This window comes from Kitasatospora sp. McL0602, from assembly GCF_052076145.1.
Classification (GTDB): domain Bacteria; phylum Actinomycetota; class Actinomycetes; order Streptomycetales; family Streptomycetaceae; genus Kitasatospora.
In genome coordinates this window covers 5,070,480-5,082,621 of record NZ_CP197246.1, presented here as the reverse complement: position 1 = coordinate 5,082,621, position 12,142 = coordinate 5,070,480, and the positions used below count along the sequence as shown (strand labels likewise).

The 12,142-nt window shown below is 67.0% G+C and carries 7 protein-coding genes and 2 rRNA genes; all 9 read right to left on the bottom strand.

Annotation, left to right across the window (positions count from 1 at the left end; genetic code table 11):
- Nucleotides 1-156 precede the first annotated feature (156 nt).
- The 9 genes from ACR68M_RS23185 to ACR68M_RS23145 all read right to left on the bottom strand — a co-directional run bounded on the left by ACR68M_RS23185 (nt 157) and on the right by ACR68M_RS23145 (nt 12,089).
- Nucleotides 157-2,049, bottom strand: a complete 1,893-nt coding sequence (locus ACR68M_RS23185; RefSeq protein ID WP_441246028.1) for a hypothetical protein — start codon at nt 2,047-2,049, stop codon at nt 157-159.
- A 205-nt stretch (nt 2,050-2,254) separates the two neighbouring features.
- Nucleotides 2,255-2,605, bottom strand: a complete 351-nt coding sequence (locus ACR68M_RS23180) for a cupin domain-containing protein (RefSeq protein ID WP_441246027.1) — start codon at nt 2,603-2,605, stop codon at nt 2,255-2,257.
- Nucleotides 2,606-2,739: 134 nt separating this feature from the next.
- Nucleotides 2,740-3,387, bottom strand: coding sequence for a YigZ family protein (locus ACR68M_RS23175; RefSeq protein WP_441246026.1), 648 nt, complete (start codon nt 3,385-3,387; stop codon nt 2,740-2,742).
- 102 nt (nt 3,388-3,489) lie between these two features.
- Nucleotides 3,490-4,779, bottom strand: a complete 1,290-nt coding sequence (locus ACR68M_RS23170; RefSeq protein ID WP_441246025.1) for a DUF6986 family protein — start codon at nt 4,777-4,779, stop codon at nt 3,490-3,492.
- Nucleotides 4,780-4,902: 123 nt separating this feature from the next.
- On the bottom strand, nt 4,903-6,426 hold the full coding sequence (locus ACR68M_RS23165) for a DUF2637 domain-containing protein (protein ID WP_441246024.1): 1,524 nt from the start codon (nt 6,424-6,426) through the stop codon (nt 4,903-4,905).
- Nucleotides 6,427-6,581: 155 nt separating this feature from the next.
- Nucleotides 6,582-7,232 carry a response regulator transcription factor gene (locus tag ACR68M_RS23160; protein WP_441246023.1) on the bottom strand — a complete coding sequence of 217 codons (651 nt, stop codon included), beginning with the start codon at nt 7,230-7,232 and terminating at the stop codon, nt 6,582-6,584.
- Nucleotides 7,184-8,521 (bottom strand): sensor histidine kinase, encoded by a 1,338-nt coding sequence (locus tag ACR68M_RS23155; RefSeq protein WP_441246022.1) that lies wholly within the window; start codon nt 8,519-8,521, stop codon nt 7,184-7,186. The genes ACR68M_RS23160 and ACR68M_RS23155 overlap by 49 nt, the downstream gene beginning before the upstream one ends.
- A 245-nt stretch (nt 8,522-8,766) precedes the next feature.
- Nucleotides 8,767-8,883, bottom strand: a 5S ribosomal RNA gene (rrf, locus tag ACR68M_RS23150).
- 83 nt (nt 8,884-8,966) lie between these two features.
- Nucleotides 8,967-12,089: ribosomal RNA gene (locus tag ACR68M_RS23145) — 23S ribosomal RNA — on the bottom strand.
- Nucleotides 12,090-12,142: the final 53 nt, after the last annotated feature.

Below are 12,142 nucleotides of genomic sequence, written 5' to 3'. Positions count from 1 at the left end.
TCCGGTGTGCTCGGCGGGTCGGCTCGCCCCCGCCCGGCATCATTGTCCACCGTGCGGGCGTCCCCGGTCTGCCAAGCTCCGTAGTTGGGTCCGCTGGGCTGCTCCTTCCGCTCGCCGCAGTAGTTCTGACGGCCTGTCGGTCAGTTGGTCAGTTGGTCAGTTGGTGCGGGTGTTGGTCAGGTGCAGGCCGATGTAACCGACGTAGATCCGGCCGCTGCCGGAGCAGTCGTCGAGGTAGTGCAGCCGGGGCGCCGTGCGCCCGCCGCCGATCCTCAGGTGCGCCCCCATGAACGCGCGCCGGGAGGAGTCGACACACTCCGGCACCGGGAGCATCCGCTCGCGCTTCCACTTGGTGTGGCTCTCCACCGTGCGGGACTCCCCCCGGACGGCTTTGCGCGGCGGGAAGCGGTGGCAGCCGGGCGGGGTGTGCTCGCACCACTGCTTGAAGTCGCCGTGCGCCTCGCCGCGCACGGACGCGGCCGCGTACTCCTGAAGGGCCGTCAGCCCCTCCCAGGTCAGCTTCGCCCAGCCCGTGCCCGCGAACTGGCCGTCGAGCGCGAGGGTCTCCTTCTGGTCCCCGGTGAACTCCAGCAGCGGGAACTCGTCGAAGCGGTGGACCAGATCCCCGAAGTTGACCGGCGCGGCGGCCTCGTCGGCAAGGACGTCGGCCGTCAGCCGCACGAAGTCCACGGCATCCGGGCCGGCCACCGCGCGGAGCTGCTCGGTCAGCGCCCGGACCTGGGCATTGACGTGGCGCAGCGCCGCGTACTGCTCGTCGTTCTCCGCCAGCAGGCGCCGCTCGCGACGACGGGCGTGGTAGAGGCTGCGCCTGATCCGCTGCAGCTCGTCGGCCCGGGACTGACGCTCGGCCTGATCGGTGGCCTCGGTTCCGGCTCCGGCCCCTGCTCCGGGCCTGGCTCCGGCTTCGGGGGTGGTGGAACGCCGGGCGGGTACGGGGGTGGGCTGGGCCGTATCGGTAGGCGGCGTGCGGCGGGGCCGGTGCTTGGCCTCGGACGGCAGCTGGAGGACCGGCACGGCGGCCAGCGGTGCCGGGAGCGGCAGCTCGGCAGCCGCCTTGCGGGGCTCGCGGGAGATCAGGGCTGCGGCCCGGCGGACATCCTCCTCGATCCGGTGCCGGGGCATCACCGGGTGCCTGGCACTGTCGCTCCGGGACGCGGGGTCGACCTCGGGGAGGTAGGTGCGGACTGCCCCGCCGTAGACCTTGTGGTACTCCAGCGCGACGTTGAAGAGCGGCAGTGCGGCGTGGTCGAGCACGTACAGCACGGCCAGGCCGGTGAGCTGGCGCATCAGGGGACGGACGGTGTCGGCCTGCCAGCTGTCCAGCGGGGCGGACGGCGGCACGCTCGCGACGACCACCGGCAGGCTCCGGTCCGGATCGCAGAGTTCGTCGATCAGGGTGTCGACGTCGGCGGCCGCGACGAGCCTCGGCAGCGGACCCACGGCCGCGGAGCCGTCGGTGGCATCGATCAGGGCGAACAGCGCACGGGCAAGGTCGGGCACCGGGACTCGCCCGGCCGGACGGACACCCGCGCCCGCAGCGAGGTACTCGGCCTCCAGCCGGACCCAGGTCTGCCCCGCTCCGCCGCCAGGGGACGGATCGGCGACCGGGGTGGTGTGCCGGGCGGCGACCGGGGTGGCGATGGTGACGGTCAGCTGGTGGGTGCCGTGCGGCACCGGCGTCCGGAGGCGGCGGCGGCTGTAGTGGCCGGGCTCGGTTGGCAGGCCTGCGGGCGGATCGTCGGGCTCGGGGCGGTTCGCCCGCAGCGGGCCGTTGTCCCGGTCGAGCAGGATGCGCGGCCCCAGGCGGAGGCGCTCGGCTCCTGGACCGGCCCCGGCCGGCGGGGGCTCCTCGCCGCCTTCCTGTTTGAGCCAGGCGGTGAGCAGCTGGTCGACCAGGGCGACGACGTCCTGATGCGGGCGGGCGGTGGTGACCGTCGTGCGATAAGGCTCGGAACAGCCGAACTGGCCTGTCAACTGCCCTGTCGTGTCGAAGGTCTGACCATGGGACGAGGTGTACTCCGAAGTCATGCGCGGTACCTCCCGTGGGGCGGCGGTGGGGTCTGAAGTCCTCCATCGATGGGTCGGGTCGGTCGGCCCCGCCGGGCTCACGCCGAGCGGGATTCCTTGTCCGGGAAAACGCAAGAGCCCGGAGTGGAAGTTCCAACTCCAGGCATGGTTAATTCGTTCGAGTGTCACTCGGGCTTCGGAAACCCCGTTTCGACGCCTCCGGCGCTCAGCAGCCGCCGCACCGCGACGGGCCGGGTATCTCGGCCACGGCGGTGCGCTGCGGCGCGATCCGCGCCCAGCGGGGTACCGGCACCTCGACCGCCAACGGTCTGCCCTCCGGGGCCTGGTACGTCGCGACCAGCACCACCGGCTCTACGCCGAGATTGCGCCCGACATGGACGAACTCCGGTCCGCCCTCCTCGACCAGGCTCTCCCCCGCGCCGCTCACCACGACCGACCGGTCCGCCAGCGTCCGGGTCAGGACACCGGAGAGCACCACCACGTCGACCCTCCCGGGGTGGTAGTGCCAGCCCGTACTGACCCCGGGTTCGAGCGTGATGGTCTGGACGACGGGCATGTCAGTTCCGCCTCCTGAGTCGATGGCGGGCCAAGGCTATCCAGGGGCCGGACCACCTCGAAACCTCGGAGACCGGCTTGCCGATATTTGTCCGACTATTGCTCGTCCAAGACCCGGTAGACAGCCGAGAACGGTCAGACCGGCACCTCGACGAACGTGCGCCCGGACGCCACGGCCTCGGCGCCCCCACCCGTCGCCTCCGCCAGCCAAGCCTGAAAGGCCGTCACCTCAGTCTCCGGCACCCCGACTTCGATCAGCACACCGCTCGCCTCGTACGTCAGGCCGCGCACCACGTACCCGGCCGCCCGCAGATCGTTCTCCAGCCGCCCGGCCCGGGTGTGGTCGGCGGAGACCACGAGCAGCGCGACCGGCTGCCGCTCCAGCAGCCCGACCGCGTCCACCGCCTCGGACACCGCGCTCCCGTACGCCCGCACGAGCCCGCCGGCGCCGAGCTTGATCCCGCCGAAGTAGCGGGTCACCACGGCGGCGGTGTCGGTCAGCCCACGGCGGCGCAGCACCTCCAGCATGGGAACCCCGGCCGTGCCGCCCGGCTCACCGTCGTCGCTGGACCGTTCGCGCGGACTCTCCCCGCCGACCACGAAGGCCGTGCAGTTGTGGCGGGCGTCCCAGTACTGCTTGCGGACTCCGGCGATGAAGGCCTGCGCCTCCTCCTCGTCCACGACCCGCGCGAGATGGCAGATGAACCGCGACTTCTTGATCTCGATCTCGTGGCTGCCGGAGCTCCGGATGGTGAGGTACGGCTTCGCGCTCGGCTCCGACATGGCGCGGTGACTCTCCAAACATGCGGAAGGCTGGCGGGGTCGTGATCGACCCCGCCAGCCTAACCGCCGTCAGCCTGACAGCCGTGACTGCACGCCTTCCGGTCAGCGCCCGGCGAGCGCGTCGAGCTGCGCCCGGCTCAGGCCGGTGAGCCCGGTGACCTCGGCCAGGTCGACGGCGCCGCAGTCGAGGCCGCGCAGCACGTACCCGCTCAGCGCCTTGGCGGTCGCGGGCTCGTCCATCACGTCCCCGCCGGCCTTGGCGACGTAGGCCGCCAGGCGGGCGGACGCGGCCTGAAGGCCCTCGCGGTAGAAGGTGTAGACGGCGACGTACCGGGTCGGCAGGTGCGCCGGGTGCATGTCCCAGCCCTGGTAGTAGGCGCGCGCCAGCGAACGGCGGACCAGGTCGTGGTGGAGCTTCCAGGCCGCGTGCACCTGCTCGCGGGTGCCGGTCGGGATGACGTTGGTGGAACCGTCCGAGAGGCGCACACCGGTGCCCGCCGCCGCGACCTGCATGACGGCCTTCGCGTGGTCGGCGACCGGGTGGTCCATGCTCTGGTACGCGGCGCTGACGCCGCAGGAGGCGCTGTAGTCGAAGGTGCCGTAGTGCAGGCCGGTCGCCCGGCCGTCGGCCGCCTCGATCATCCTGGCCACCGTGGCCCGGCCGTCGGCGCCCAGGATCGCCTGGGTGGTCTCGATCTGGATCTCGAAGCCGATCCGCTTCGCCGGGAGCCCGGCCCGCTGCTCGAAGTCCTCCAGCAGCTGGACCAGCGCGGTGACCTGCTCGACGTAGGTGACCTTTGGCAGCGTGAGCACCAGGCCGTCCGGCAGACCGCCCTCGGCGATGAGAGTCGACAGGAAGAGTTCGAGGGTGCGGATGCCCCGGTCGCGGACCGCGGCCTCCATGCACTTGATCCGGATGCCGATGTACGGCGGCGCCGTACCGGCGGCCACGGTCGCGGCGACCAGCTGCGCGGCCCGGACGGCGGCGGCATCCTCCTCCGCGTCCGTACGCGGGCCGTAGCCGTCCTCGAAGTCGATCCGCAGGTCCTCGACCGGCTCGCGCTCCAGCTTGGCGCGCACCCGGGCGTGGACGTCGGCGAGCAGCTCGTCGGCCGGGACACCGAGGGCGGCGGCCAGGTCGGCGGGGGTACCCGCGTGGGTGTCGAAGACCTCCAGGGCCTCTCGGCCCCAGGTCTGCACGGTGTCGGCCTCGAAGGCGTCCGCCGGCACGTAGACCGTGTGGACGGGCTGACGGGTGCCGGACTCCCCCGGGTACCGCCGGGCCAGCTCGGCGTCGACGGGCGCCAGCAGCGCATCCACGGCAGCCCGAGCGGCGGACGAGAACGACGCTCCGCCCCCGGCCTTGCTACCGTCCACCTCGACCTGCGACATCCGGACTCCTCCACCGCACAGCGCTTCAACAGTTTGTTGATGCATTCTGGAGGTGAAGGTAACGGCGGTAGGCACGGGCCGTCAATGCCTGCCCACAGGCCGAACCCCTCTCACCCGAGCCGGTCAGTCCCGGCCGGACGCCACGTACTGCTTCTGCAGGCGCTCCCAGATCCGGTTCAACTCGGCCGGGCTCACCGAACCGTCGGGCCGGGAACCGACGATGCCGTACTCGCTGGTCAGGTGCTCGGCGAGCGCCTGGACGTCCGGCTGCCGACCGTACTGGTCGATGTAACTGAGCAGCGCGTCGAAGCAGACCTCGGGGTCCAACGGCTCCACGGCGCCTCGGCGCCCGGCGAGGTCGCCGTGCACCGCCGCACGGTCGTGACCGCTCTCGGGAGCGAACTCCTCAGCGAGCTGGGTGTCGGCCTGAGCTGCCGTCGGCCGCTGAGCCTCCTCGGGTGCGAGCTGCTCGATCCGGACCGGCCGCGGACCGACCAGCCGCTGGGCGGCGGGTACCGCAGGGGTGGGCACGGGTACGGGCATCGGTTCAGGCATCGGCGCGGGCATCGGCGCAGCTGCAGCTTCAGCTGCGGGACCGGGCGCCGGGCGCGGTACCCGCGGGGGCTTGAACCACGGCGACATCTGGCCGGGCACCCGGACCGGGTAGCCCACCGGCGCCTCGGTCTGCGGAGCACGCGCCATCCAGACGTTGAGCTCCGGCTGCTGCCCCTGGCCCGGGGCGGCCTCGCCCTCGTGCGCCGGCTCCTGCGCATCGCGCAGTCGCACCGCCGCCAGCTTCGCCAGCGTCGGCACCGCCACGGCAGCCGTCACGGGTGCCTGGTCCGCCCCAGCCGCCTGGGCCTGGGCGTGCACGTGTGCTTGGGCCTGGGCCTGGGCCTGCATCTGGGCAGGCTGCGCGATCTCGCCGATGGCCGTCCCCACCGGCTGGGGGAGCTGCGCCGCCTCCAGCGGACCGTCGATCCGGTCCAGGATGCCCGGATCCAGCGGCACCCCGTACTTGGCCAGCTTCAGCGGCAGCAGTGCCTGGAACGGCGCGGAGCGACGCCAGCCCCTGCCGTACCGGAAGCGCAGCTGCGCCCGGTAAACCAGCCGGTTCTGTTCCAGCCGCACCGTCTCGTCGTACGAGCGCAGCTCCCAGAGCTTCATCCGGCGCCACAGTCGGAAGGTGGGCACCGGTGAGAGCACCCAGCGCATCAGCCGCACCGACTCCATGTGCCGGTCGGCGGTGATCGCCGCGATCCTGCCGACGGCGTGCCGCGAGGCCTCGACCACGACGACGAAGAGCACGGGGATGACGGCGTGCATCGCCATGCCCAGCGCGTCGCCCCAGGAGGCCGCCGCGTTGAACGCGATGGTGGCGGCCGTCAGCACCCAGGCCGTCTGGCGGAGCAGTGGGAACGGTATCCGCAGCCACGTCAGCACCAGGTCGAGCGACAGCAGGACGACGATGCCCGCGTCCACCCCGATCGGGAAGGCGTAGGAGAAGGCACCGAAGCCCTTCTCCATCGCCAGCTCACGCACGGCGTTGTAGGAACCCGCGAAACCGATACCCGAGATCAGACAGGCACCGGCCGCGACCACACCGAGCAAGGCCCGGTGAGCGCGGGTGAGAGATGGACGTGCCATTTCGTTGATCAACCCCTGGGACTCGGCTGGTGCCGTACGCGACCGCTGTGCTGCCGAATCCGCCTCTGTCGAGGCGCCGGATCACCACGCCCACGACCGTCTCGGCCCACCGGATATTACTCGTACGCGGGTTCGGACACCGCGCCAGCCCGGGGCTACGACGACTGTGCAGGGGCTCCGTTGAGGTGTGCCAACACCGCCAGGACACGGCGATTGGCATCGTCCGCAGGGGCCAGTTCCAACTTGGTGAAGATATTGGCAATGTGTTTGGCGACAGCCCCGTCACTGACCATCAGACGGGCACCGATCGCCGAGTTCGAACACCCCTCCGCCATGAGCTCCAGCACCTCCCGTTCCCGAGGTGAGAGCTGCTGGAGAGGCTGTGAACGGGATCTGCTCTGCATCAACTTGGCAATGACATCAGGGTCCATCGCGGTGCCACCCGCCGCCACCCGCCGGACCGCGTCGATGAACTGGTCCGCGTTGAACACCCTGTCCTTCAGGAGATACCCGACGCCACCGGAGCCATCGGCCAACAGCTCCCGCGCATAGAGCTGCTGAACATGCTGCGAGAGCACCAGGACCGGCAGCCCCGGGATCTGACGCCGCGCCGCCAGCGCCGCCTGCAGACCCTCGTCCGTCAGTGTCGGCGGCAGCCGGACGTCCACCACCGCCACATCCGGCCGGTGCTCCAGCAGCGCCGGGCCCGTCTCCACCGCCGCTGCGATGGTGAACCCGTGTGCCTCCAACAGCCGGATCAGGCCCTCTCGGAGAAGGTAGAGGTCCTCGGCGAGGACAACGCGCACGGCAGCTCCATGGTGATGGTCGTCGGCCCGCCCGGCGGACTGCTGAGCGAGAGTGAACCGTCGAAGGTAGCCAGCCTACGTTCGATACCCCGCAGCCCACTGCCCCGCTCGGGAGCTGCACCACCCCGCCCGTCGTCCGTCACCGTGATCCGCAACTGGCCGGCCCGGAACAGGATGTCCACCCAGACCTGCTGCGCGCCCGAGTGCTTGGCAGCGTTGGCCAGCAACTCGCTCACACAGAAGTACGCCGCGGACTCCACCGAGGCCTCCGGCCGGGAAGGCAGACTGACCGTCACCTCGGTGCTCAACGCACCGTCCAACGCCAGCTCCCGAACCGCGTCGCCCAACCCCCGCTCGGCCAGGACCGGCGGGTGTATCCCTCGGACCAGATCGCGCAGCTCCTGGAGTGCCTTGGCGGACGACTGCCGCGCCTCCACCAGCAGCTGCCTGGCCGCCGACGGATCACTGTCCATCAGGTGCTCGATCGTCCCCAGAGTCATACCGATCGCCACCAGCCGGGCCTGCGCACCGTCGTGCAAGTCCCGCTCGATCCGGCGAAGCTCGGCCACCTGGCTGCCGACCGCATCGGCACGGGTGGTGGTGAGGTGCTCGACCCGCTGGGTGAGCCGGGCCTTCTCCAGCTTGGCGGACGCCTTCGGGTCCAGTGCGCGGTGCATCCACTCGCCGTAGACGCGAACGGCCAGCGGAGCGACCAGCAGCCCGAGGAACATCGCACCCAGTGCGAACACCATGCTGACCAGTGAAGCGAGCGAGCGTTCGAAGTAGACCGCGAACAACTGGGTCATCGCCATCAGGCCGCCGCCGACGAGGAGGCCGACGCTCGGGAGCGCCAGCAGAACAGCACTGGCGACATCGCCAACCAGCCACCTGACATCCCGCCAGGTCTCGGGGTCTCCCACCACCTCACGCACGACGAGCGACGCCTTGGCCGTCCGACGGTCACGGAAGTACGAATGACCCGTCCACCAGTGACCGCGCTCGTCCTGCACCGGCTCGGGAACAACGCGATACCGCTCGGGGATCACCAGCCCGAACCAGGAGTGTGCCTGACGCCTCGACATGGACGCATGCACCCGACTCCAGCCGAGAAAGGCGACCGGCCATGCGACGGCGGCCACGAGGCCGAACAGCGGTATCAGCAGGCCTCTCTCCATGCCGGAGGTCACGAAGACCACGGACAGCACGGCCCAGAAGCACAGCACCATCGGCCCAGTGCCGGCCTGCACGATCACCCGTGCACATCGCAGCTGCGCCTTCAGGCCGACCACGGCCCGCTCCTGGAACTGCCCCATCCAACGCGTGGCAGCGGGCAAGCTCTGACTCACCATGTCCATCTCTTCACCTCGCGGACTTCTGATCTGGTGACCAGTCTGGCTGGACCACGAGGTAGAGGCAGTAGCCCTGGGGCCCGACTTTGAGGTGGACCTAGCACTACCTGTAACCGTGGAGGTTCGGCTCTGGAAATGCGAAAGGCCCCCATCCGTTCCCGGATGGGGGCCTTTCGTGAATGATTGTTCGGCGGCGTCCTACTCTCCCACAGGGTCCCCCCTGCAGTACCATCGGCGCTTTGAGGCTTAGCTTCCGGGTTCGGAATGTAACCGGGCGTTTCCCTCACGCTATGACCACCGAAACACTATGAAACCAGATGACCGCACCACCCCTGGCCAGGGATGGGGTCGTTGTTTCAGAACAACACAGTGGACGCGAGCAACTGAGGACAAGCCCTCGGCCTATTAGTACCGGTCAGCTCCACCCCTTACAGGGCTTCCACATCCGGCCTATCAACCCAGTCGTCTACTGGGAGCCTTACCCTCTCAAGGAGGTGGGAACATTCATCTCGAAGCAGGCTTCCCGCTTAGATGCTTTCAGCGGTTATCCCTCCCGAACGTAGCCAACCAGCCATGCCCTTGGCAGGACAACTGGCACACCAGAGGTTCGTCCGTCCCGGTCCTCTCGTACTAGGGACAGCCCTTCTCAATATTCCTACGCGCACAGCGGATAGGGACCGAACTGTCTCACGACGTTCTAAACCCAGCTCGCGTACCGCTTTAATGGGCGAACAGCCCAACCCTTGGGACCTACTCCAGCCCCAGGATGCGACGAGCCGACATCGAGGTGCCAAACCATCCCGTCGATATGGACTCTTGGGGAAGATCAGCCTGTTATCCCCGGGGTACCTTTTATCCGTTGAGCGACGGCGCTTCCACAAGCCACCGCCGGATCACTAGTCCCTGCTTTCGCACCTGCTCGACCCGTCGGTCTCACAGTCAAGCTCCCTTGTGCACTTACACTCAACACCTGATTGCCAACCAGGCTGAGGGAACCTTTGGGCGCCTCCGTTACTCTTTAGGAGGCAACCGCCCCAGTTAAACTACCCACCAGACACTGTCCCTGATCCGGATCACGGACCCAGGTTAGACATCCAGCACGACCAGAGTGGTATTTCAACGACGACTCCACAACAACTGGCGTTGCTGCTTCAAAGTCTCCCACCTATCCTACACAAGCCGAACCGAACACCAATATCAAGCTATAGTAAAGGTCCCGGGGTCTTTCCGTCCTGCTGCGCGAAACGAGCATCTTTACTCGTAATGCAATTTCACCGGGCCTATGGTTGAGACAGTCGAGAAGTCGTTACGCCATTCGTGCAGGTCGGAACTTACCCGACAAGGAATTTCGCTACCTTAGGATGGTTATAGTTACCACCGCCGTTTACTGGCGCTTAAGTTCTCAGCTTCGCCACACCGAAATGTGACTAACCGGTCCCCTTAACGTTCCAGCACCGGGCAGGCGTCAGTCCGTATACATCGCCTTACGGCTTCGCACGGACCTGTGTTTTTAGTAAACAGTCGCTTCTCGCTGGTCTCTGCGGCCGGCCCCAGCTCACCGAGTAAATCGGATCACCAGTTCCGGCCCCCCTTCTCCCGAAGTTACGGGGGCATTTTGCCGAGTTCCTTAACCATAGTTCACCCGAACGCCTCGGTATTCTCTACCTGACCACCTGAGTCGGTTTGGGGTACGGGCCGCCATGAAACTCGCTAGAGGCTTTTCTCGACAGCATAGGATCATCCACTTCACCACAATCGGCTCGGCATCAGGTCTCAGCCTTAATGAGTGACGGATTTGCCTATCACTCGGCCTACACCCTTACCCCGGGACAACCACCGCCCGGGTTGGACTACCTTCCTGCGTCACCCCATCGCTCACCTACTACCCTGTTGGGTCAGCGGCTCCACCACGTCCCATTGTCCGAAGACTCCGGGCCGGCTTCACGGCTTTAGCATTCAGAGGTTCGACGTTGGCGCTTCAAAGCGGGTACGGGAATATCAACCCGTTGTCCATCGACTACGCCTGTCGGCCTCGCCTTAGGTCCCGACTTACCCTGGGCAGATCAGCTTGACCCAGGAACCCTTGGTCAATCGGCGCAAGAGTTTCCCACTCTTGTATCGCTACTCATGCCTGCATTCTCACTCGTGAACCGTCCACAACTGGATTCCTCCGCTGCTTCACCCGGCACACGACGCTCCCCTACCCATCACAGCCCCCGTTGGGGGTATTGCTGCAATGACACGACTTCGGTGGTGTGCTTGAGCCCCGCTACATTGTCGGCGCGGAATCACTTGACCAGTGAGCTATTACGCACTCTTTCAAGGATGGCTGCTTCTAAGCCAACCTCCTGGTTGTCTCTGCGACTCCACATCCTTTCCCACTTAGCACACGCTTAGGGACCTTAGTCGGTGTTCTGGGCTGTTTCCCTCTCGACCATGGAGCTTATCCCCCACAGTCTCACTGCCACGCTCTCACTTACCGGCATTCGGAGTTTGGCTAAGGTCAGTAACCCGTTGAGGCCCATCGCCTATCCAGTGCTCTACCTCCGGCAAGAAACACGTGACGCTGCACCTAAATGCATTTCGGGGAGAACCAGCTATCACGGAGTTTGATTGGCCTTTCACCCCTAACCACAGGTCATCCCCCAGGTTTTCAACCCTGGTGGGTTCGGTCCTCCACACGGTCTTACCCGCGCTTCAACCTGCCCATGGCTAGATCACTCCGCTTCGGGTCTTGGGCGTGCAACTCACTCGCCCTATTCGGACTCGCTTTCGCTACGGCTACCCCACACGGGTTAACCTCGCTACACACCGCAAACTCGCAGGCTCATTCTTCAAAAGGCACGCAGTCACGAGACAGATAGGCAAGCCCACTGTCCGACGCTCCCACGGCTTGTAGGCACACGGTTTCAGGTACTATTTCACTCCGCTCCCGCGGTACTTTTCACCATTCCCTCACGGTACTATCCGCTATCGGTCACTAGGGAATATTTAGGCTTAGCGGGTGGTCCCGCCAGATTCACACGGGATTTCTCGGGCCCCGTGCTACTTGGGAGAAGCTCAAGCAAGCCGTACAGATTTCGTCTACGGGGGTCTTACCCTCTACGCCGGACCTTTCGCATGTCCTTCGACTACCCATACGGTTTCTGACTCGCCGACCGGCCGGCAGACCGATCAAGAACTTTCCCACGACCCCGCACTGGCAACCCCTGCCGGGTATCACACCAGAACGGTTTAGCCTCATCCGGTTTCGCTCGCCACTACTCCCGGAATCACGGTTGTTTTCTCTTCCTGAGGGTACTGAGATGTTTCACTTCCCCTCGTTCCCTCCACACACCCTATGTGTTCAGGTGCGGGTGACAGCCCATGACGACTGCCGGGTTCCCCCATTCGGAAACCCCCGGATCAAAGCCTGGTTGACGGCTCCCCGGGGACTATCGCGGCCTCCCACGTCCTTCATCGGTTCCTAGTGCCAAGGCATCCACCGTGCGCCCTTAAAAACTTGGCCACAGATGCTCGCGTCCACTGTGCAGTTCTCAAACAACGACCAGTCACCCACCC

Excerpts from the sequence above, each read along its gene's own strand:
- ACR68M_RS23185 (WP_441246028.1), bottom strand. The coding sequence starts at position 2,049 with ATGACTTCGGAGTACACCTCGTCCCATGGTCAGACCTTCGACACGACA.
- ACR68M_RS23180 (WP_441246027.1), bottom strand. The coding sequence starts at position 2,605 with ATGCCCGTCGTCCAGACCATCACGCTCGAACCCGGGGTCAGTACGGGC.
- ACR68M_RS23175 (WP_441246026.1), bottom strand. The coding sequence starts at position 3,387 with ATGTCGGAGCCGAGCGCGAAGCCGTACCTCACCATCCGGAGCTCCGGC.
- ACR68M_RS23170 (WP_441246025.1), bottom strand. The coding sequence starts at position 4,779 with ATGTCGCAGGTCGAGGTGGACGGTAGCAAGGCCGGGGGCGGAGCGTCG.
- ACR68M_RS23165 (WP_441246024.1), bottom strand. The coding sequence starts at position 6,426 with ATGGCACGTCCATCTCTCACCCGCGCTCACCGGGCCTTGCTCGGTGTG.